Below are 20,943 nucleotides of genomic sequence, written 5' to 3' on the forward strand. Positions count from 1 at the left end.
GACGCCCACCCCCACCTTGCCGACGCCGATGACTGCTCCCGCCGACCGCACCGCCCCTGCCTCCGACGCCCGCGGCCTGTTCGCGCCGGGCCCGCTCCTGATCGCCGGCATGATCGCGCTGGCCGCGCTGAGCCGCCTGCTGCCGCATCCGCAGAATTTCTCGCCGGTGGAAGCCATGGGCCTCTTCGGCGGTGCCTTCTTCGCCCGTCGCGGGTTCGCGCTGGCGATGCCGCTGCTGGCGATGTTCGCCTCCGACCTGATCCTCGGCGTGGCCGCCGGCGGCATCTACTGGAGCTACATGACCAGCCTGTCGTTCTGGTCGGTCTACGTCTCCATCGCGCTCTGCACCGTACTGGGCTTCGCGCTGCGCGGCCGCACCGGCGGCGCGCGCGTGCTGGGCGCTTCGCTCGCGGGCTCGGTGCTGTTTTTCGTCGTCACCAACTTCTTCGCGTGGTACGGCAGCACGATGTACCCGCAGACCGGCGCCGGCCTCGTCGCCGCGTACGTCGCCGGCATCCCGTTCTTCCAGAACACCGTGCTGGGCACGCTGTTCTACGCCGCGGTGCTGTTCGGCGGCTTCGCGCTGCTGCGCGCCCGCGTGCCGGCGCTGCGCGCGCAGACGGTCTGACCGCCCGCGCCCGGATCACATCGTTTCCGGGCTGCGCCACGCCGTACAGGGATCCGGCCGATGGGTAACCGTCTCTCCAAGATCTACACCAGGACCGGCGACGACGGCACGACCGGCCTCGGCGACGGCAGCCGCGTCGCGAAGGATTCGGCGCGGGTGTCGGCCTACGGCACCGTCGACGAGGCGAATTCCGCGATCGGCGTGCTGCTGGCGGTGGCCTCGCTGCCCGAAGACGTGCGCACGCTGCTGACGACCGTGCAGCACCAGTTGTTCGACCTCGGCGGCGAGCTGTGCATCCCCGGCCACGCCGCGATCCAGGACGTCGACGTCGAGCGTCTGGAACAGCAGCTCGACCACTACAACGACCCGCTGCCGCCGCTGAAGGACTTCATCCTGCCCGGCGGCGGCGAAGGCGCGGCGCGCTGCCATCTGGCGCGCACGATCGTCCGCCGTGCCGAGCGCGAATGCGTGACGCTGTCGCACCACGACGCGGTGCGGCCGCAGGCGATCCGCTACCTCAATCGGCTGTCCGACCTGCTGTTCGTGCTGGCGCGGGTGCTGGCCCGCCACGACGGCCACGGCGAAGTCCTCTGGCAGCACGAGCGTCGTCGCCCGCAATGACCCACGTGCCGGTCTTCACGCATGCGGCCTGCCTCGCCCACGACACCGGGCCGGGCCACGCCGAATGCGCGGAGCGGCTGGCGGCGGTGACCGGCGGCCTGCGCGAGGCCTTCCCCGATCTCGAATGGTGCGAGGCGCCGCGCGCCACCCGCGGCCAGCTGCTGCGCGTGCACACCGAGCCGCTGCTGCACGCAGTGCTGGAAACCCGCCCCGGCCAGCGCATGTGGCTGGATCCGGACACCGTGCTGTCGCCCGGCTCGGCCGAGGCCGCGCTGCGCGCCGCCGGCGCGGTGGTCGCCGCGGTGGACCTGGTGCTGAACGGCGAGGCGAAGCGCGCGTTCTGCGCGGTGCGACCGCCGGGCCACCACGCCACCAGCTGCGCGCCGATGGGCTTCTGCCTGTTCAACTCGATCGCGGTCGGCACCGCGCATGCGCTCGACCGCTTCGGCCTCGCGCGCGTGGCCATCGCCGATTTCGACGTGCACCACGGCAACGGCACGCAGGCGATCTTCGATGCCGAGCCGCGCGTGGTCTTCGCCAGTTCGCACCAGATGCCGCTGTATCCCGACAGCGGCCACGTCGCCGATCGCGGCGTCGGCAACATCTTCAATGCGCCGTTGCCGCCCGGCGCCGGCGGCGAGGCCTTCCGCACGACGTGGCGCGAGCGCCTGCTCCCGCAGCTCGACGCCTTCCGGCCGCAGCTGGTGATGATCTCCGCCGGCTTCGACGCCCACCGCCGCGATCCGCTGGCGCAACTCCAGCTGGAGGCGGACGATTTCGCGTGGATCACCCGGGAGCTGGTCGCCATCGCGGACCGCCATGCCGACGGCCGCGTGGTCTCCAGCCTGGAAGGCGGCTACGACCTGCAGGCCCTGCGCGAGGCCAGCGTGGCGCACGTCGGCGCACTGCGCGCCTGAGGACCGCCGTCCGCGGCGGCACCCGCCGCGTTGCCCCCCCGGGGCGGATGCGTCAAGCTAATCCGATTCGTTCCGACCGGGTCCACCGCGTGCGCCAACACCTTCGCCTGCTGCCGTTGCCCCTCTGCATCGCCATGTCGCTGTCCGCGCAGGCGGCCGACGACCGTCCGGAGGATTGGGCCCTGTGCCCGGTGCAGGACGCCGTCCCGGCCTTCACCGACCTGCCCGCCAGCCAGGCGCCCGCCGGCACGCCGGCCGACCGCACGCAGCAGAACACCGAGATCGGCGGCGACACGCTGGAAGGCAGCGTCGGCCAGGTCCTGAACTACACCGGCAACGTGCTGCTGCATCGCGGCGACCAGGTGCTGTCGACCGACCACCTCAGCTACGACGAGGAAAAGGAAACCTACGAGGCCGAAGGCAGCGTGCGCTACCAGGACAGCGGCATGCGCCTGGTCGCGGCCCGCGCCCGCGGCGACCAGGGCAAGGACACCCACGAACTCGAGGACATCCGCTACCAGCTGGTGGCGCGACGCGGCAACGGCGGCGCCAAGCGGGTCGAGATGAAGGGCGACGTCGGCTCGCTGTACGGCTCGACCTATTCGACCTGCCCGCCCGACGACCGCCGCTGGGAGCTGCGCGCGCAGCGCATCGACGTCGACACCGCCGCCGGCATGGGCACCGCGCACAACGCCACGCTGCGCGTGGGCAAGGTGCCGGTGCTGTACTTGCCGTGGTTCCGCTTCCCGATCGACGATCGCCGCCGCACCGGCCTGCTGTATCCGGCGGTCTCGCAGTCCTCGCGCAACGGTTTCGACTGGCGCCAGCCGATCTACCTGAACCTGGCGCCGAACTACGACGCCACGCTCAACCCGCGCTTCATGAGCAAGCGCGGCCTGCAGCTGGGCGGCGAGTTCCGCTTCCTCACCCCGACCAGCCGGGGCGTGTTCGAGGGCGCGTTCCTGCCCTCGGACAACCTGACCGACCGCGAGCGCGACACCGAGATCGCCGAGGGCGTCCCGGTCGCCAACCGCCGCGCCAGTGACCGCGGCTTCGCCCGGTTCGCCGGCAGCCAGGACTTCGGCCCGCACTGGCAGGCCCGCGCCAACCTCGGCTGGATCAGCGACGCCCGCTACCTGGACGACGCCAGCAACAACATCAACAGCGGCGCCAACTCCTTCGTGCTGAGCGACATCGGCCTGTACGGCCGCGGCCACGACTGGGAAGCCTCGCTGATGGCCGACCACTGGCAGCTCGCGGACTTCACCCTGACCGACGCCAACCTGCCCTACAACCGCCTGCCGCGCGCCCAGGTGCGCTGGCAGAAACGCGTGCTGCCGATGCTGGAGACCGGCGTTGACGCCGAGGCCGTGCGCTTCGACCACGCGGAGTTCGCCGGCGGCAGCCGCATCGACGTGCATCCGTACCTGAGCCTGCCGCTGGAAGGCGCCAGCTGGTTCGTCAAGCCGACCCTCGGCTGGCGCTACACCGGCTACGCGCTGGAGAAGGACCGCGCCCTGCCCGGCCGCGACGACAGCCCCACCCGCAGCCTGCCGGTCACCACCCTGGATGCCGGGCTGTTCTTCGATCGCCACACCCGCTTCCGCGGCGACGACTACCTGCACACGCTGGAGCCGCGGATCTTCTACTTCAACGCGCCCTACCGCGACCAGAGCGGCATCCCGCTGTTCGACACCCGCCCGCTGACGTTCGGCTGGGGCCAGCTGTTCCGCGACAACCGCTACTCCGGCGCCGACCGCCAGGCCGACGGCAACCAGCTGACGCTGGCCGTCTCCACCCGCCTGATCCGCGAGAGCGACGGCCACGAGAAGCTGTCCGCCAGCCTCGGCCAGATCCGCTACTTCGAGGACGCCCGCGTCACCGTGGCCGGCGAGCAGCCGGTCGAACAGGGCAAGTCGGCGTGGGTTGCCGACGTGAACTACGCGCCCAACGACCGCTGGACGATCGGCGCCTCCTACCAGTGGGACCCGAAGGCCGGCCGCCGCGACCTGGCCAGCGTCCGCACCCGCTACCTGATCGGCGACGACGGCATCGTCAACCTCAGCTACCGCTACCGCCGCGACCTGCTGGAGCAGGCCGACCTGTCGTTCCTGTACCCGATCAACCCGAACTGGAGCCTGGTCGGCCGCTACTACTACTCGATCAAGGACAGCCAGTTGCTGGAAGGCATCGCCGGCGTGCAGTGGGAAAGCTGCTGCATCGCGGTGCGCCTGGTGGATCGCCGCTACCTCCGCCATCGCGGCGAACAGCTCGACAACGCCATTCAGCTGGAAATCGAACTGAAGGGATTAGGCTCCGCTGGGCCGGACACGGAAGGCCGGTTGCGCCGTGCTATCCTCGGCTATTACCGCGAGGATCTGTCCCTCGTGCCGCCCCCCCAGTCGCGTGGCGGCGAACTTCCCTCTTCAGATTCGATCCCATGATCCGACCGCTCCGCGCCCTTCTCGCCGCCGTCCTCCTGGCCGGCAGCGTCTCCGCCCTCGCCCAGCAGCAGCCCCTGGACCGCATCGCCGCGGTGGTCGACGAGGACATCATCCTGCAGAGCGAACTGGATCGCGCCGTCGCCAACATCCGTGGCCAGTACGCCGGCCGCGAGAACCAGCTGCCGCCGGCCGACGTGCTCCAGCGCCAGGTGCTGGAACGCCTGATCCTGATGCGCCTGCAAAGCGCCCGCGCCGCCACCACCGGCATCCGCATCAGCGACGAGGAAGTGGATGCCGCGGTCGCCAACATCGCCCGCCAGAACAACCTTTCGGCGGAGCAGATGCGTCAGCAGCTGGCCCACGACGGCATGACGATGGCCGATTTCCGCGCCTCGCTGCGCGACGAGATCATGAGCCAGCGCCTGCGCCAGCGCTTCGCCCAGAGCAAGATCAGCGTCAGCGACGCCGAGGTCGACGCGGCCATGGCCGCGCAGGCCGGCGGCAACGCCCAGTACCACCTCGCACACATCCTCGTGGCCCTGCCCGAGGGCGCCACCGCCGAGCAGATCGCCACCGGCCAGAAGAAGATCGAGGGCATCAAGGGCCTCGTCGACCGCGGCGAGATGGAATTCAGCGCCGCGGCCGTGCGCTACTCCGACAGCCCGAACGCGCTGGAAGGCGGCGACCTCGGCTGGCGCAGCCTGGACCAGATCCCGGCCAGCTTCGCCAACACCATCCACAACATGCAGGCCGGCCAGGTCATCGGCCCGATCCGCGGCCCCAGCGGCTTCCAGCTGATCAAGCTGGAAGAAGTGCGCAACAACGCGCCCGCCGGCGGCGGCACCGTCACCCAGTACCACGCGCGCCACATCCTGATCCGCACCGCGGACGCCAAAGAAGACGCGGCGACCCGCGCCAAGCTGGAAACCCTGCGCGCCCGCGTCAACGGCGGCGCCGATTTCGCCCAGCTGGCGTCCGAGAACTCGCAGGACAACATGAGCAAGGCCAAGGGCGGCGACCTCGGCTGGTTCGGGCAGGACGACTACGGCCCCGACTTCGGCACCCAGGTCGCCGGCCTGAGCGACGGGCAAGTGTCGGCGCCGTTCAAGACCCAGGCCGGCTGGCACATCGTGCAGCGGCTGGAAACGCGCCAAGGCAAGGCCAGCGACGACAACCGCCGCGCCCAGATCCGCGAGAGCATCGGCCAGCGCAAGCTGGAAGACGAGTGGAACCGCTTCCTGCGCGAAATCCGCGGCGAAGCCTTCATCGACATCCGCACCGCCGGCGTGGCCGGCGGCTGAGCGATGTCCCGCCGGCCCCGTCTCGCGCTGGTCCCGGGCGAGCCGGCCGGCATCGGCCCCGAACTGGTCGTCCGCGCCGCCCAGCGCGACTGGGAGGCGCGGCTCGTCTGTTACGGCGACCGCGACACCCTGCTGCGCGCCGCCGACGCCCTCGGCCTGCCGCTCCGCCTGATCTCGCCTGAAGACGATGCCGCCGCTGGTCCCGGCCGACTGGCGCACGTCGAGATTCCCCACGCCGTTGCCGCTGCCTTCGGCCACCCCGAACCGCGCAACGCCCGCGGCGTCATCGCCTCGCTGGAGACCGCCGCCGGCGCCTGCCTGCAGGGCCTGTGCGACGGCATCGTCACCGGCCCGGTGCACAAGGCCGCGATCAACGCCGGCGGCATCCCCTATTCCGGCACCACCGAGCTGCTGGCCGCGCAGGCCCGCCGCGAGGTGGTGATGATGCTCGCCAACGACGTCGTCCGCGTGGCGCTGGCGACCACGCACCTGCCGCTGCGCGCGGTGCCCGATGCGATCACCACCGACGGGCTGGAACGCACGCTGCGCATCCTGCACACCGCGCTGCGCGAGGACTTCGGCCTCGCCGCGCCGCGGATCGCGGTGCTGGGCCTCAACCCGCACGCCGGCGAGGACGGGCATCTGGGTCGCGAGGAACAGGACCTGATCATCCCGCTGCTTGATCACCTGCGTGGCGAGGGCTGGACGCTGATCGGTCCGCTGCCGGCGGACACCGCATTCCTGCCGGCGAAGCTGGCCGGCTTCGACGCGGTGCTGGCGATGTACCACGACCAGGGGCTGCCGGTGCTGAAGTACAGCGGCTTCGAGCAAGCGGTGAACCTCACCCTCGGCCTGCCCTACCCGCGGGTGGCGGTCGATCACGGCACTGCGCTGGAACTCGCCGGACGCGGCGTGGCCGATCCGTCCAGCCTGTTCGCCGCGATCGACACCTGCACCCGCCTCGCGAAGACGCGCCTGATGCGCGCACGACCGGCATGAACGACCGCCACAACGACGACGAGAGTTTCGTCCGCCCCGCCAAGAAGGCGCTGGGCCAGCACTTCCTGCACGAGCGCGGCGTCATCGACAAGATGCTGCTGGCGATCGATCCGCGGCCCGGCGACACCTTCGTCGAGATCGGCCCCGGCCAGGGCGCACTGACCTTCCCGCTGCTCGCACGCCACGGCGCGCTGACCGCGATCGAGTTCGACCGCGACCTGCTGGTGCCGCTCACCGCGCTGGCGCGCGCGCACGGCGAGCTGCGCCTGGTGCATGCCGACGTGATGGACGTGGATTTCGCCGCGCTGGCCCGCGAGGTCGCCGGCGACGCGCGCATCCGCCTCGTCGGCAACCTGCCGTACAACCTGTCCTCGCCGATCCTCTTCCACGCACTGGACCACGCCGCGGCGATCCGCGACATGCACTTCATGCTGCAGAAGGAAGTGGTCGATCGCATGGCCGCCGCGCCGGGCAGCAAGGTCTACGGCCGGCTCAGCGTGATGCTTCAGGCGTATTGCACGGTGACGTCGCTGTTCAAGGTGCCGCCGGGCGCGTTCCGGCCGCCGCCGAAGGTCGATTCCGCGGTCGTGAGGCTGGTGCCGAAACCGGCGGACCGGATCGGCATCGACGACCCCAAGCGCTTCGCCGAGGTCGTCCGCGCCGCCTTCGGCCAGCGCCGCAAGACCCTGCGCAATGCGCTGGGTGGCGTGTGCACGAGCGAGGACATCGAGGCCGCGGGCATCGATCCGCAGGCCCGCGCCGAGCGCCTGGAGGTCGCCGATTTCGTGCGCCTGGCGAACCTCCCGCGGGCCGACGCCACCACCGGCGGCTGAGCCCGGACAGACGAGAATCGTCCGCAAGACCGGCGGCAGGCCCTACACTGTCGCCATGCAGGACACACCGGACTTCGCCATCGCGATCGACGTCGCGACCCGCTATCTCGACGAGCAATCCAGGCCCGGCGAGGACCTCTATTACTTCGCGTACACGATCGGCATCCGCAACACCGGCGCACGACCGGCGCAGTTGATCGCCCGCCATTGGCGCGTGGTCGACGCCGTCGGCGCACTGCGCGAGGTCGAGGGCGAAGGCGTGGTCGGCGAACAGCCGCGACTGCGGCCCGGCGAACGCTTCGAGTACACCTCGACCACGTTCTTCAACACCCCGTACGGCACGATGGAGGGCGCGTACACGCTGCGCGCCGACGACGGCACCGAGTTCCAGGCGCCGATCCCGACCTTCGTGCTGTGCATCCCCAGGACGCTGCACTGATGGCGGTCTGGGCGATCGGCGACCTGCAGGGATGCTACGGCCCCACCCAGCGCCTGCTGGACAAGATCCGCTTCGATCCCGCGCAGGACCGGCTGTGGTTCTGCGGCGACCTGGTGAACCGCGGCGGCGAATCTCTGGAAACCCTGCGGCTGGTGCATTCGCTGCGCGAACACAGCACGGTGGTGCTGGGCAACCACGACCTGTCGCTGCTGGCGATTTCCGAGCGCACCGCGGACGAACAGCGCCGCGTCAACACCGACCTGCAACGCATCCTCTTCGCCGACGACCGCGACGCGCTGATCGGCTGGCTGCGCGAGCGCCCGCTGGTGCACAGCGACCGCGCGCTGGGCTGGATGATGCTCCACGCCGGCCTGGCACCGAAGTGGAGCACGGTGCACGCCGAGAAGCACGCCCGCGAGGTGGAACGCCGCCTGCAGGGTGACGGCCGCCGCAAGCTGCTGCGCAACATGTACGGCGACTACCCTGCGTGGTCGCCGGCGCTGCGCGGTGTGGAGCGCGAGCGCGCGATCATCAACATCTTCACCCGCCTGCGCTACTGCTCGCCGCGCGGCCGCATCGCCTTCAACGAGAAGGGCGCACCGGGCACGCAGGCGGCCGGGCTGTACCCGTGGTACGAAGTGCCGGGCCGCACCGAGCGCGATCTGAAGATCGTCTGCGGCCACTGGTCGACGCTGGGCCTGTTCATCGGCCACGGCGTGCACGCCATCGATACCGGTGCGGTGTGGGGCGGCAAGCTCACCGCGCTGCGGCTCGACAGCGAGGACCTCTGCCTCGTGCAGGTGCCGGGACGCGAGGTCGCCAACCCGGGAGCGGAGCAGGACTGATGCCGCGGGCGACGGTCGCGGCGTGGTCGACGATCGTGCTGCTCGCCGTCGCCGTCGCCGGCTGCCACGACCGCACCGTCACGACGCCCGCAACCTCGCCGCAGGGCACCGCATCGGCGACAGCGTCGTCGGTTCCGCCCGCATCACCGCCCCTCGTCACCGCGGCGCACGCGCAGATCGGCGTGACCGTGCGCTACGACCCGGCCTACGTCGTGCTGTCCTACCCGAACGGTGACGTGCCGCAGGACCGCGGCGTCTGCACCGACGTGGTGATCCGTGCGCTGCGCACGCAGGGCCTCGACCTGCAGCAGCGCGTGCACGAGGACATGCAGGCGCATTTCGATGCCTATCCGAAGAAGTGGGGCCTGCGCACGCCGGACAGGAACATCGACCATCGCCGCGTGCCGAACCTGCAAACGTGGTTCGATCGCCAGGGCTGGTCCGTGCCGGCGACCGATCGCGAGGACGACTACCGCCCGGGCGACATCGTCACGTGGACGCTGCCCGGGAACCTCGACCACATCGGCATCGTCGGCGACCGGCGTTCACCGTTCACGCACGCGCCGCTGATCCTGCACAACATCGGCCACGGCACCCGCGAGGACGACATCCTGTTCGCGTATCCGATCACCGGGCACTACCGGCCGGATCTGCCGCAGGACGTGGGCGTGGCGGCAGCGGTGGCGGCCGGACGGTGAAATCGATCGGGAGCCTGCCCTCGCCGGGTTCAGCACCGGGAATCAGCCGCACCCGGCGCCCCCAGGCCAACGCCGCCGCATCAAGCCCGTCGTTGCCCGAGCCACGTTCGATCCGCACATCGCTCAGGACACCGTCCGCGCCGTAACGCACTCGGAGGACGATGCGCTGCGGGCGCGACCGCTCCGGCAGCGCATCGTAGGCCGCGAAGAGGGCATGCTTGAGGGGCATGGCAAAGATCTCGCTGCGCAGATCCTCGGGATCGCGAGGCAATCGGGGCGGCGACGGCGTCCCGGGCGGCGACATCGGCGAGGGCGGAGGCGCCGGCATTCCGGCCGGATCCTCTCGCTCCGGCGAGAGAACCTGGCCCGACGCGACCGGCGAGAGCAGGCACGCGATGATCAGCCCGTTGCGCAGGAACGCGATCAACGGCATCGGAGGTACTCGATGAAGGCAAACGCGAACGCATGGCGTTCGTCCGCCGGATGCGGCTCGTGTGCGACCACATGCCATTGCGCGGGATCGACGTCGGGAAAAAACGCATCGCAACCCTCGACGGCCGTGTCGACATGGGTCAGGTGCAGCCGCGTCGCCCGCGGCAGCGTCATCGCGTACACCTCGCCGCCGCCGATGACGCACAGTTCGGAAGCGCCATCGCGCGCGGCATGCGCGATCGCCTCGTCGAGCGACGCCACGGCTTCCATCCCGTCGAACGGTACGCGTCCACCGCGCGTGAGCACGAGGTTGCGCCGCTTCGGCAGCGCACGTCCCAGCGATTCCGCGGTCTTTCGGCCCATCAGCACCGGCTTGCCGAGCGTGAGCGCCTTGAAGCGCTTGAGGTCATCCGGCAGATGCCAGGGCAGTGTGTTATCGCGACCGATGCCATTGCGGCGGTCGAGCGCGGCGATGAGAACGAACGCGACGCTCACACCGCCACCGGCGCCTTGATCGCCGGGTGCGGGTCGTAACCGTCGATGGCGATGTCGTCGTACGTGAAACCGAAGATGTCCTTCACGTCGGGATTCAGGCGCAGCGTCGGCAGCGGCCGGGTGTCGCGCGACAGTTGCTCGTGCACCTGGTCGAAATGGTTCGCATAGATGTGCGCGTCGCCCAGCGTGTGGACGAAGTCGCCGACGCCGAGGTCGCACACCTGCGCGATCATGTGCGTGAGCAGCGCGTAGCTGGCGATGTTGAACGGCACGCCGAGGAACAGGTCGCCGCTGCGCTGGTAGAGCTGGCAGCTGAGGCGTCCGTCGGTGACGTAGAACTGGAACATCGTGTGGCAAGGCATCAGCGCCATGTCCGGCAGGTCGGCCACGTTCCACGCACTGACGATCAACCGGCGCGAATCGGGATTGCGCTTGATCTCGTCGACGACCCAGCAGATCTGGTCGATCTCGCGGCCGTCGGTGCCGGCCCAGCGCCGCCACTGCTTGCCGTAGACCGGGCCGAGTTCGCCGTCGGCGTCGGCCCATTCGTCCCAGATGCCGACCTTGTTGGCCTTGAGGTAGGCGATGTTGGTCTCGCCCTTCAGGAACCACAGCAGCTCGTGGATGATCGAGCGCAGGTGCAGCTTCTTCGTCGTCACCAGCGGGAAGCCGTCGCGCAGGTCGAAGCGCATCTGCCGGCCGAACACGCTGCGCGTGCCGGTGCCGGTGCGGTCGGCCTTGTCGCTGCCGTGTTCGATCACGTCGCGCAGCAGGTCGAGGTAGGCCTTCATGCGGCGGCCTCCGTCGAAACGGTGGACATCGGCTGCGGTTGCAGCGTCGGCGCGCTGCGCGCGCGCCACAGCAGCACGAGGCCCAGCAGCACCAGCGGCAGGCTCAGCACCTGGCCCATCGTCAGCCAGCCGAAGGCGAGATAGCCGATCTGCGGATCGGGCAGGCGCACGAATTCGACGAGGAAGCGGAAGCAGCCGTACAGCAGCGCGAACAGCCCGGCGACCGCGTAGCGCGGGCGCGGCTTGCGCGAAAACCACCACAGCACGCAGAACAGCGTCAGCCCTTCCAGCGAGCACTGGTACAGCTGCGAGGGGTGCCGCGCCAGCGCATCGAACGCGCCGCTGGCGTGCATCGATTGCAGCGTGGCGGCATCGTACGCCTGCAACTCGGGCTCGGCGCGCGGGAAGATCACGCCCCAGCCGCCGTGCGTGTACTTGCCCCAGAGTTCGCCGTTGATGAAGTTGCCGAGGCGGCCGAAGCCCAGCCCCGGCGGCACCAGCGGCGCGACGAAATCCACCACGTCGAAATAGTGCATGCGGTGCTTGCGCGCCCACCACAGCGAGGCGACCAGCACGCCGACGAGGCCGCCGTGGAAGCTCATGCCGCCTTCCCACAGCTTGAACACCTGCAGCGGGTTCGCGATGTAGCTCGACAGGTCGTAGACGAGGATGTAGCCGATGCGCGCGCCGAAGATCACGCCGAGCATGCTGTAGAACAGCAGATCGCCATAGGCCTGTTCGTCCACGCCCGGCAGACGCCCCGCGCGCACGCGGCTGCGGCCGAGGAGCCACGCGGCGGTGAAGCCCAGCAGGTACATCACGCCGTACCAGTGCACCGCGGGATGGAAGTCGTTCCCGAACAGCGTGAACGCCGGGAACTGGACCATGATCGGGTCGAGATCGTGCAGGAACGTCATCGGCGGGGCATGCGGCGGAGGTCCGCGTATTGTGCCGGAGCGGGCCCTGCGGCGGGCCCGGCGGCGCGCCTCAATCGAGGATGCGCGGCAGGTCGGGCAGTTCGTTGCGGTCGGCCACGCCCTCGATCCGCGGGAAATGCGCGGCCAGCAGGTCGCCGGCGGCGGCCACGCCGCGCAGCACCGCCGCTTCGGGCTCGCCCGCGGCCAGGCGCTCTTCCATGGCGAGGCACACGCCCCGCCACTGCTCGGCGCTGACCATCGACAGGCCGCGATCGGCAACGATCTCGATCCGCCGGTCGGCCAGCAGCAGGTGGATCAGCACGCCGTTGTTTTCCTCGGTGTCCCACACGCGCAGCTCGCCGAACACGCGTTCGGCGCGGTCGCGCGCGGTGGTGCCGGCGCGCAGCGCGGCCCACGGCAGCGCCGCGTCGACCGCGAAGCACAGCTCGCCGCGATGGCGCAGTTCGTTGGCGGCGATGGCCTGGGCGATGCGTTCGAGGCTCGCCTGCGGGAACAGGCGATGCGCGGAGCGGGCGAAGAGATGGCGGAAGAGTCGCATGCGTCCCCCTACCAGCTGCCGGAGGCGCCACCGCCCCCGCTGCTGCCGCCGCCACCGGACCAGCCGCCGCCGCCACCGCCCGACCAGCCGCCACCGGACGATCCGCCGCCCCAACCGCCCCAGCCCGAATCGCGAGCGTAGCGGCCGGTCGACGCACCGAGGGCGCCGATCACCAGCCCGACCAGCGCGGCGAGCCCCGTCCATGGCACCGCATGGGTGATCACCCACGCGATCAGGCCCGCGCCACCGGCGAAGAGCGCCATGCGCACCGGCGTCGGCAACCAGCCGAACAGGCCGCGGAAGAAGAACAGCAGGAAGACCAGCAGGAAGAGGCTGTCGCCGCCCTTGCCGCCCTGCGCCGACGGTGCCATCGGCGCCGGCAACGCTTCGCCGTCGATCAGCCGCACCAGCTGCGCGGTGGCGTCGTCGAGGCCGCCGGCGAAATCGCCGGCGCGGAACTTCGGCACGAGGTATTCCTGGATCACCCGCCCGGCAATGATGTCGGGGATCGCGCCCTCCAGCCCGTAACCGGTCTGGATGCGCGCCTGGTGGTCATCCTTCGCGACCAGCAGCAGCACGCCGTCGTCGACGCCCTTGCGGCCGAGCTTCCATTGGTCGAACACGCGCTGCGCGTATTGCTCGATGCTCTCCGGCGCGGTGGTCGGCACGATCAGGATCTGCAACTGGCTGCCCTTGCGCCGCTGGAGATCCAGCGCCTGTGCCTGCAACCGCGAGACGTCGGCCGCGGACAGCGTGCCGGTGGTGTCGACCACCGGCGCGTCGAGCGCGGGGATCGGCGCCAGCGTATCGGCCCATGCCGCCACGCCCGGCAGGCACAGCAGCGCCGCCAGCAGCGGTGCGGCGATGCGGCGCAGCAAGCGCGCGGACACGTTCATCGCGGAGACGACAGCGTCGACCTCAGCCGCCCGCCGGCTTCGTGGTGTCGCCGAAATCGACGTTCGGCGCGTCCTGGATCTTCTGCTCGTCCTCGACCGTGAAGTTCGGCTTCGGCGCGTAGCCGAACATCTTCGCGGTGAGGTTCACCGGGAACTCGCGGATCGTGGTGTTGTAGGTCTGCACCGCCTCGATGTAGCGCTGGCGCTCGACGGTGATGCGGTTCTCGGTGCCTTCCAGCTGCGTCTGCAGGCCGAGGAACACCTGGTCCGACTTCAGCTGCGGATAGTTCTCGCTGACCACCAGCAGCCGGCTGAGCGCGCCGGACAGTTCGCCCTGCGCCTGCTGGAACTGCTTCAGCGAGGCCTCGTCGTCGGGGTTCACCTGGATCTGGCCGACCTTGGCGCGGGCCTCGGTCACGCCCAGCAGCACGGTCTGCTCCTGCTGCGCATAGCCCTTCACCGTCGCCACGAGGTTGGGGATGAGGTCGGCGCGGCGCTTGTAGACGTTCAGCACCTGCGACCACGACGCCTTCACCGCTTCGTCCTGGCGCTGGATCTCGTTGTAGCCGCAGCCGGACAGACTGGCGATCAGCAGCGCGGCAAGGAGGAATCGCAAGATGCGCATGGGGGAGCTCCGGCAGGTCGAAGGCGCCATTGCAGCACCCCACCCCCGCCGGCGCAACGCGCGTGGCGCTTTTTTCAGCGACCGGGCGCGTTGCCCGACGGCGACACGGGCACGGGCTGCGGCGGTGGCGGCGTGCCGGGCGCCGGCGGCTGCGGCACCGGCAGGCCGCCGGGCGGCGTCACCGGCAGCACCGGCTGCTCGCCGGCATCGGCCGGCGGCACGAACGGCCGCATCGGTGGGCCAGGCGGCAGCGTGGACGGAGGCGGCGTGGACGCGGCGGGCGCCGGGGCCGATGCAGGCGGGGGCGTCGGACCGCAGCACGCCAGCGCGACGACCAGCCCTGCGGCCGCGAACGCGACGGACACGGGCCGCAGGCGGCTCATTCCGCCGGCACCCGCTCGGCGGCCTTCTTCCTGACCCACAGGTTCAGGCTTTCGACCACCGCCGAGAAGGCCATCGCGAAGTAGACGTAGCCCTTCGGCACGTGGGCACCGAAGCCTTCACCGACCAGGAACGCGCCGACCAGGACGATGAACGCCAGCGCCAGCATCTTCACCGTCGGATTGCGCTCGATGAAGCGGCCGATCGGCGTGGCGGCCCACAGCATCACCGCCACCGACAGCAGGATCGCGCCCACCATCACCGGTTTCTGGTTGGCCATGCCGACCGCGGCGATCACCGAGTCCAGCGAGAACACGATGTCGATCACCGCGATCTGCGCGATCACCGCCCAGAACACGGCCTTCGGTTTGGTGTCGATGTCCTCGGCCTCGCCCTCGCCCTCGACGAGGTCGCGGATCTCGCCCGTGCCCTTCACCACCAGGAACACGCCACCGAGGATCAGCACCAGGTCGCGCACCGACACGCCCTGACCGAACACGGTGAACAGGTCGCGGGTCATGCCCGCCAGGTAGGCCAGCGTCAGCAGCAGCGCGATGCGGGTGATGCAGGCGACGGCGATGCCGAACTTCCGCGCGCGCTCGCGCCGGTCGTGCGGCAGGCGGCTGACGGCGATGGAGATGAACACCAGGTTGTCGATGCCCAGCACGATCTCGATCGCGCTGAGGGTGAACAGGGTGATCCACGTCTGCGGATCGGCAAGCAGGGACATCATGTTGGGAGGCAATCTCGACGCAATGGGGGAAACACGGGGCGGAAGGGCCCGCGAAACGGCGGGCGCTGCGGCGGACGGCTCAGAGGTAGCGTTCGCCCAGGATCAGGCCCCACACCAGCAGGACGTTCATCATCAGCACGAACACCGCGGCCGACCCCATGTCCTTGGCGCGACCGGCCAGTTCGTGGAATTCGGGACCGTAGCGTTCGATCACCGCTTCCACCGCGGAGTTCAAGAGCTCGGCGCTGAGCACCAGCAGACAACTGCCGATCATCAGCGCGCGTTCGATCGCGGTGCCGCCCAGCCACCAGGCCAGCGGCGAGAGCACCACCAGCAGGTAGACCTCGAGCCGGAACGAGGACTCGTGCAGCCAGGCGGCGCGCAGGCCCTGCCACGACCATTTCGCGGCCTTGAAGATGCGGGCCGGCGTGCGCGGCAGGTGTCCGGTCTGGTCGGCCATGTCAGCGGGCCCGCCGGCGGTGCGGGGAAGCGGGACGGGGCATGGCGGAAGCGCGGGACGGAGGCAGCGGCATCGGGCGCGATTCGGCGGAGGCGGCCCGGCATTCTGCCACAACGCGTCCGGCGGGCCGGCCACGGGCCCATTCAGGCGCACGCTCAGGCAGGTCGCCCGGCGGCGAGCACCAGTTCCACCGTCAGCCCGCCGCCGTCGCGGTTGTGCAGCGCCAGCCGGCCGCCGTGCACCGCGGCCACCCGGGCCACGCTCGCCAGGCCCAGCCCGCTGCCGGGCGTGCCGCGGGCCGCGTCGACCCGGTGGAACGGCCGGCCGAGATCGGCCAGTGCGGCGTCGGGGACGCCCGGGCCACGGTCGGACACGTGGATCCGCCAGCCGCCGTCCACGGCGTCCAGCGCGGCCTCGAACGGTGCCGCGCCGTGGCGGGCGGCGTTGTCGAACAGGTTGACCAGCGCCCGCCGCAGCGCCAGCGGCCGGGCCGGCAGCGTCGCGACCGCCGGCAGGTGCAGGGTCCAGTCGCGGCCGTGGCGGGCCTCGTCGGCGGCCAGCGCCTGCAACTGGGCGACGAGATCGACCGGGACCACCGGCTCGTCGCGGCCGTCGCGGACGAAGTCGATGAACTGGCCGACGATGCCGTCCAGTTCGTCGATGTCGCGCTCCATGCCGGTGCGGTCGTCGTCGCCGATCTCGGGCACCAGCGCCAGCGCGTAGCGCAGCCGCGCCAGCGGCGTGCGCATGTCGTGCGAGATGCCGGCGAGCATCAGCTCGCGATCGCGCGCGGCGGCGCGGGTACGCTCGGCGGCATCGGCCAGCGCGTCGCGCAGTCCGGCGATCTCGACGCTGGCGCCGCGCGGCACCGGCGGCGGCGGTTCGCCGGCGACGATCCCCGGCGCGGCCGCGGCCAGGCGTTGCAGAGGCCGCGCCAGCCCGCGTGCGAACCACGCCGACGCGGCCAGCACCAGCGCACCGATCGCCAGCAGCGACAGCAGCAGTCCGCGCCGCAGCGGTTCGCGCGCGCCGACCACGGGAATGCCGATCCAGCCCTGCGCCGGCGCCCGCGCCTGCACCCACAGTCGTGCCGGCGAGCCGGCCCAGCGCATCGCACGGCCCGGGAGCCGCGCGGCGACCCGCGCGCCGGTGCGCTGCAGGAACGGCAGGCCCGCGCCTTCGTCGGCCGGCGGCGTCGCGCGCCAGTCGATCGCCAGCGCGCGCAGGCCGTCGCGCGACGCGACCGCCTCGCGTTCCGCCAGCAGCGCGTCGGCGGCGAGCACCTGCGCGTGCAGCGTGCGCACCAGGCGTTCACCGCCGGGCTGGCGCGTCGACAGGCCGAACGCCGCGGTCGCCGCGAGCAGCGCCGCGGCCACCACCGCCGCCAGCAGCAGCACCAGCCGCGCCTGCAGCGTCTGCGGCCTCACGCCGCGTCCTCGGGCACGAAGACGTAGCCGGTGCCCCACACCGTCTGCAGCCAGCGCGGATGCTTCGGGTCATCCTCGATCAGCTTGCGCAGGCGGCTGACCATCACGTCCATGCTGCGGTCGAACGCGTCGTGCTCGCGGCCGCGCGCGGCGCTCATCAGCTGGTCGCGGGTCAGCGCCTGCCGCGGCCGCTGCACCAGCGCGGCGAGCACCGCGAATTCGCCGGTGGTCATGCGCTGTTCCTGCCCGTCGCGATGCAGCGTGCGCGCGCCGAGATCCAGCACGCAGCTGCCGAACGTCACGCGGCCGCCGGCCTCGCGCGGCGCACCCGGCGGCGTGCGCCCGCGACGCAGCACCGCGCGGATGCGCGCGACCAGTTCGCGCGGATTGCCCGGCTTGGGCATGTAGTCGTCGGCGCCGATCTCCAGCCCGACGATGCGGTCGATCTCGTCGCCCTTCGCGGTGAGCATCACCACCGGCGTCTCCACGCCCTGCCCGCGCAGGCGGCGGCAGATCGACAGCCCGTCCTCGCCGGGCAGCATCAGGTCGAGCACGATCAGGTCGACGTGGTGCCGCGACAACTGGCGATCGAGTTCGCGGCCGTCGCCGGCGGCGAGCGTCTCGAAGCCCTGCTGGGCGAGGTAGCGCAGCAGCAGGTCGCGCATGCGCAGGTCGTCGTCGACCACCAGCACGCGCGGCGCGGGTGCGGCGGAAGACGGAGCGTCGGCATCGGGATCGCGGGGCGAATCGGCGGAAGCGTTCATGCGGCCATTGTCGCCGCCGGCGGGCGCCGGACAAGCCGCGACGGCGCTGCGCCGGCGGCCCGGCGCGCCTGACTTGTAAACGAATGTGTCCGGGCAGCACCGCGGACACCTTCGCTCGCATTCGCGGGCAATCGCGACACGCCTCGCGCGGCGCCGGGCGGCAATCTGTCGCCACACCCCCGCTCCTCCCGGAGACCCCCGATGAAGACCCGCCACATGCTCTACCTCGCCGCCGCGCTGACCGCCTCGCTGGCCGCGACCACCGCCTTCTCCGCCCCGCGCCTCGCCAACCGCGGCGATGCCTTCCTGCCGCCGTCGGCGGCGCAGCTGAAGCTGACGCCGGCGCACGCGAAGCAGTGGGACGCGCTGCGCAGCGAGGCCGCGGCGATGCGCCAGGTCGGTCGCGAAGACCTGCGCAGCGGCGTCACAGAATTCCGCACGCTGCTCGACCAGCCGGCGCCCGACTTGCGCGCGTTCTCGAACGATGCGCAGCGCAAGTTCGACGCCCACCTCGCCGAAGCCCGCGCGCTGCGCGAACGCCAGCTCGATCTCTACGAATCGCTGACGCCCGACGAGCAGGCCCGCGTGCGCAAGGCGATGGCCGAACGCCTCGACCGCTTCGCCCAGCTGCGCGAACGCCTGGTGTCGATGTTCGCCGCGCAGTCCTGATCCGCATCCGACACGCCCCCTCCACGTCCCCGCCTCCTCCGTCCCTTCTTCCGGAAACCGCCGCCATGACCCCGAACAAGACTCTGATCGCCCTGTGCACCCTCGCCGCCGCCTTCGCGCTGGCGCCCCACGACGCCGACGCCGCCGGCCGGGTGAAGGCCCGCGGCGCCGTGCAGAACGCCGAAGGCGGCATCACCGCCGGCCGCGCCTCCGGCGCCCGCGGCCCGAACGGCGGCGGCATCGCCCGCGCCCGCGGCGTGAAGACCGACGGCCAGGGCAACGGTCAGGCCGCCAGCGGCACGGCGGTGCGCGGTCCGAACGGTGGCACCGCCGGTCGCGCCGGCAGCACCACCTGGAACGCCGACGGCAGCGCGCAGCACCAGTCCGGTGCGCAGTGGAACGGCCAGAACGGCAGCGGCAGCACGCAGGGCGGCTTCACCCGCAGCGCCGACGGCAGCGTCGACGGCGGCCGCACCACGCACGCCACCGGCGCGCAGGGCGGCCAGTACGACGCCGACACGAAACTCGTCGACGGCCAGCTCGACCGCAGCGTCGACGCCACCGGCCGCAACGGCAACAGTTACGACGCCACCGTCACCGGCAACAAGGACGACGGCTACAGCCGCACCGCGACCTGCCACGACGCCAGCGGCAACGTCATCGAATGCCGTCCGTGATCCGGCATCGATGAGCGGCATCGGCGGCGGGCGCCCTGCGTCCGCCGTCGCTTTTTTTCGCGCGTATCGACGGGCCGGTGTCCGTCACCTGGCCGTGATCCCGTGCAACGAGTCCGCGGGTGACGAGCCCCGATGCGCCCCGCCCCCGCCGCCTTGATCCACCGCAACGTCCGCGCCGGGCGGGCCGCTATACTCCGCGGCGATGTCCCGGTCCCGCCTCCAGCGCCCGTTCGCCCACCTCGCCCTGCTGGCGATGCTGGCGCTGTCGCTGCTGCCGTCCGCCGGGCGCATCGCATCCGCGCTGCGCGGCGGGGACGTGGTCGACGCCGTCGGCGTCGCCGCGCTGTGTTCGCCCAGCGGCCTCGGTGCCGCCTCGCCGGCCGCGAAGCTGGCCGCGCAGCTCCAGTCGGCGCTGCAACCCGATCGCCCCGCGCCTTCCGCGCCGTCGCCGCACGACGACGACTGCGCCTACTGTCCGCTGCTCGGCGGACTGGTACCGGCGGTGCCCGCACTCGCGGTCGCGTTGCCGGCCCCGCGTCCGATCGCGCCGCCCGCGATCGTCACCGTCGCGTTCCCGCGCGAACGCCTGCCCGGCGCGCCCGGCGCGCGCGGACCGCCGCTCCGCGCCTGATCCCCGCCTGATCCGCCTGGTCCACCCTCGCCGGCCTCCGCCGCCGGGGTGCCGCTCCCGTTCCCTCCGGTCGCCCGCGATGCGCGTCGCGACGGTCCGTCGCCGCGCGCGTCGGGAGCGCGACCTTCCCCAGGATCGCCCATGGAAGCCTTCTTCCTGATCAGCCTGCTATGGCTGCTCGCCTGGACCGTGTTCCTGCTCTCGGCATTCTCCGAGCGCGACGGCCGCCGCGTCCGCACCCACACCCTGCTCGACGACATCGAGATCACCCCATGAACGCCATCGCACGCCTTTCGCTCGCCGCTGTCTGCAGCGCCCTGCTCACAACCTCCGCGCTCGCCGCGAAGCCGAAACCCGCGCCGAAGCCCGACACCCTGACCATCGAAAGCCCGTGGGCGCGCGCCACGCCGCCGGGCGCGCCGGTCGCCGGCGGTTTCCTCGTCGTGCGCAACACCGGCAAGGCCGATGATCGTCTGGTGTCGGCCACCAGCCCCGATGCCGACAAAGTGGAACTCCACGAGATGCGCATGGATGGCGGCGTGATGCGCATGCGCCGCATCGACGACGGCCTGTCGATCGCTGTCGGCGGCGCGCTGGCGCTCGCGCCCGGCGGCTACCACCTGATGTTCATCGGGCCGAAGCATCCGTTCGTGGCCGGGCAGACCGTCACCGCGACGCTGCGCTTCGAGCACGGCGGCGAACGCACCGTGCGCTTCGACGTCCGCGCGATGGGCGCCGGCGCCACGCAGCACTGATCCGCC

Annotated in this window: 26 protein-coding genes and 1 pseudogene; 15 read left to right on the plus strand and 12 right to left on the minus strand. The window is 71.5% G+C overall.

The annotated features are described in order from the left end of the window. Positions 1-28: 28 nt before the first annotated feature. From ACT53R_RS02535 to ACT53R_RS02580, 10 genes and pseudogenes are all read left to right on the plus strand, one after another. On the plus strand, positions 29-628 hold the full coding sequence (locus ACT53R_RS02535; RefSeq protein WP_476170254.1) for a DUF6580 family putative transport protein: 600 nt from the start codon (positions 29-31) through the stop codon (positions 626-628). 60 nt (positions 629-688) lie between these two features. Then, positions 689-1,249, plus strand: coding sequence for a cob(I)yrinic acid a,c-diamide adenosyltransferase (locus tag ACT53R_RS02540; RefSeq protein ID WP_476170255.1), 561 nt, complete (start codon positions 689-691; stop codon positions 1,247-1,249). A 5-nt stretch (positions 1,250-1,254) separates the two neighbouring features. Next, entirely contained in the window at positions 1,255-2,166 is a 912-nt protein-coding gene (locus tag ACT53R_RS02545; RefSeq protein WP_476170321.1) for a histone deacetylase family protein, read from the plus strand. 89 nt (positions 2,167-2,255) lie between these two features. Further along, positions 2,256-4,610 (plus strand): LPS assembly protein LptD, encoded by a 2,355-nt coding sequence (gene lptD, locus ACT53R_RS02550; protein ID WP_476170256.1) that lies wholly within the window; start codon positions 2,256-2,258, stop codon positions 4,608-4,610. Continuing rightward, the gene (locus ACT53R_RS02555; protein ID WP_476170257.1) at positions 4,607-5,911 is read left to right on the plus strand and encodes a peptidylprolyl isomerase; all 1,305 of its coding nucleotides are present in this window, start codon (positions 4,607-4,609) and stop codon (positions 5,909-5,911) included. The genes lptD and ACT53R_RS02555 overlap by 4 nt, the downstream gene beginning before the upstream one ends. Positions 5,912-5,914: 3 nt before the next feature. Next, a complete protein-coding gene (gene pdxA / locus ACT53R_RS02560; RefSeq protein WP_476170258.1) occupies positions 5,915-6,910 on the plus strand; it encodes a 4-hydroxythreonine-4-phosphate dehydrogenase PdxA in 996 nt (331 codons plus the stop codon). Next, on the plus strand, positions 6,907-7,743 hold the full coding sequence (gene rsmA / locus ACT53R_RS02565) for a 16S rRNA (adenine(1518)-N(6)/adenine(1519)-N(6))-dimethyltransferase RsmA (RefSeq protein ID WP_476170259.1): 837 nt from the start codon (positions 6,907-6,909) through the stop codon (positions 7,741-7,743). The genes pdxA and rsmA overlap by 4 nt, the downstream gene beginning before the upstream one ends. A gap of 55 nt (positions 7,744-7,798) precedes the next feature. Then, positions 7,799-8,182: a Co2+/Mg2+ efflux protein ApaG gene (gene apaG / locus ACT53R_RS02570; RefSeq protein ID WP_476170260.1), complete on the plus strand. Its 384-nt coding sequence runs from the start codon at positions 7,799-7,801 to the stop codon at positions 8,180-8,182. Beyond that, positions 8,182-9,009, plus strand: a pseudogene (locus ACT53R_RS02575) (symmetrical bis(5'-nucleosyl)-tetraphosphatase); the annotation flags it as partial. The gene apaG and the pseudogene ACT53R_RS02575, both read left to right, overlap by 1 nt. Positions 9,010-9,026: 17 nt before the next feature. Beyond that, positions 9,027-9,725 (plus strand): DUF1287 domain-containing protein, encoded by a 699-nt coding sequence (locus ACT53R_RS02580; RefSeq protein WP_476170261.1) that lies wholly within the window; start codon positions 9,027-9,029, stop codon positions 9,723-9,725. On the opposite strand, the gene ACT53R_RS02585 is transcribed toward ACT53R_RS02580, so the two are convergent. The 12 genes from ACT53R_RS02585 to ompR form a co-directional block, all read right to left on the minus strand. Then, a complete protein-coding gene (locus ACT53R_RS02585) occupies positions 9,655-10,158 on the minus strand; it encodes an energy transducer TonB family protein (RefSeq protein WP_476170262.1) in 504 nt (167 codons plus the stop codon). The two genes, ACT53R_RS02580 and ACT53R_RS02585, sit on opposite strands and share 71 nt — an antisense overlap. Beyond that, positions 10,149-10,652, minus strand: a complete 504-nt coding sequence (locus tag ACT53R_RS02590) for a dihydrofolate reductase (RefSeq protein ID WP_476170263.1) — start codon at positions 10,650-10,652, stop codon at positions 10,149-10,151. The genes ACT53R_RS02585 and ACT53R_RS02590 overlap by 10 nt, the downstream gene beginning before the upstream one ends. After that, a complete protein-coding gene (locus ACT53R_RS02595) occupies positions 10,649-11,443 on the minus strand; it encodes a thymidylate synthase (RefSeq protein WP_476170264.1) in 795 nt (264 codons plus the stop codon). The genes ACT53R_RS02590 and ACT53R_RS02595 overlap by 4 nt, the downstream gene beginning before the upstream one ends. Next, positions 11,440-12,360, minus strand: coding sequence for a prolipoprotein diacylglyceryl transferase (gene lgt / locus ACT53R_RS02600; protein WP_476170265.1), 921 nt, complete (start codon positions 12,358-12,360; stop codon positions 11,440-11,442). The genes ACT53R_RS02595 and lgt overlap by 4 nt, the downstream gene beginning before the upstream one ends. Before the next feature lie 70 nt (positions 12,361-12,430). Further along, positions 12,431-12,919: a TPM domain-containing protein gene (locus ACT53R_RS02605; protein ID WP_476170266.1), complete on the minus strand. Its 489-nt coding sequence runs from the start codon at positions 12,917-12,919 to the stop codon at positions 12,431-12,433. An 8-nt stretch (positions 12,920-12,927) separates the two neighbouring features. Further along, complete coding sequence (locus tag ACT53R_RS02610; RefSeq protein ID WP_476170267.1) at positions 12,928-13,809, minus strand: TPM domain-containing protein; 882 nt, start codon at positions 13,807-13,809, stop codon at positions 12,928-12,930. Between the two features lie 28 nt (positions 13,810-13,837). Further along, positions 13,838-14,440 carry a LemA family protein gene (locus ACT53R_RS02615; protein WP_476170268.1) on the minus strand — a complete coding sequence of 201 codons (603 nt, stop codon included), beginning with the start codon at positions 14,438-14,440 and terminating at the stop codon, positions 13,838-13,840. A gap of 74 nt (positions 14,441-14,514) precedes the next feature. Then, positions 14,515-14,823 (minus strand): hypothetical protein, encoded by a 309-nt coding sequence (locus tag ACT53R_RS02620; protein ID WP_476170269.1) that lies wholly within the window; start codon positions 14,821-14,823, stop codon positions 14,515-14,517. Further along, a complete protein-coding gene (locus ACT53R_RS02625; RefSeq protein WP_476170270.1) occupies positions 14,820-15,554 on the minus strand; it encodes a TerC family protein in 735 nt (244 codons plus the stop codon). The genes ACT53R_RS02620 and ACT53R_RS02625 overlap by 4 nt, the downstream gene beginning before the upstream one ends. A gap of 79 nt (positions 15,555-15,633) precedes the next feature. Beyond that, positions 15,634-16,014, minus strand: a complete 381-nt coding sequence (locus ACT53R_RS02630; RefSeq protein ID WP_476170271.1) for a diacylglycerol kinase — start codon at positions 16,012-16,014, stop codon at positions 15,634-15,636. A gap of 155 nt (positions 16,015-16,169) precedes the next feature. After that, entirely contained in the window at positions 16,170-17,441 is a 1,272-nt protein-coding gene (locus tag ACT53R_RS02635; RefSeq protein ID WP_476170272.1) for an ATP-binding protein, read from the minus strand. Then, positions 17,438-18,205: an osmolarity response regulator transcription factor OmpR gene (ompR, locus tag ACT53R_RS02640; protein ID WP_476170273.1), complete on the minus strand. Its 768-nt coding sequence runs from the start codon at positions 18,203-18,205 to the stop codon at positions 17,438-17,440. Before ompR ends, ACT53R_RS02635 begins: the two co-directional genes overlap by 4 nt. A gap of 201 nt (positions 18,206-18,406) precedes the next feature. Between ompR and ACT53R_RS02645 the strand changes: the two genes are divergently transcribed. The 5 genes from ACT53R_RS02645 to ACT53R_RS02665 all read left to right on the plus strand — a co-directional run bounded on the left by ACT53R_RS02645 (position 18,407) and on the right by ACT53R_RS02665 (position 20,937). Further along, entirely contained in the window at positions 18,407-18,874 is a 468-nt protein-coding gene (locus tag ACT53R_RS02645) for a Spy/CpxP family protein refolding chaperone (protein WP_476170274.1), read from the plus strand. A 65-nt stretch (positions 18,875-18,939) separates the two neighbouring features. Beyond that, on the plus strand, positions 18,940-19,551 hold the full coding sequence (locus ACT53R_RS02650; protein WP_476170275.1) for a hypothetical protein: 612 nt from the start codon (positions 18,940-18,942) through the stop codon (positions 19,549-19,551). Between the two features lie 202 nt (positions 19,552-19,753). Continuing rightward, positions 19,754-20,182, plus strand: coding sequence for a DUF2946 family protein (locus ACT53R_RS02655; protein ID WP_476170276.1), 429 nt, complete (start codon positions 19,754-19,756; stop codon positions 20,180-20,182). Positions 20,183-20,323: 141 nt separating this feature from the next. Next, on the plus strand, positions 20,324-20,458 hold the full coding sequence (locus ACT53R_RS02660) for a hypothetical protein (RefSeq protein ID WP_476170277.1): 135 nt from the start codon (positions 20,324-20,326) through the stop codon (positions 20,456-20,458). Then, a complete protein-coding gene (locus ACT53R_RS02665; RefSeq protein WP_476170278.1) occupies positions 20,455-20,937 on the plus strand; it encodes a copper chaperone PCu(A)C in 483 nt (160 codons plus the stop codon). Before ACT53R_RS02660 ends, ACT53R_RS02665 begins: the two co-directional genes overlap by 4 nt. The last annotated feature ends 6 nt before the right edge of the window (positions 20,938-20,943 follow it).

This window comes from Lysobacter sp. DMC104 (genome assembly GCF_056313665.1).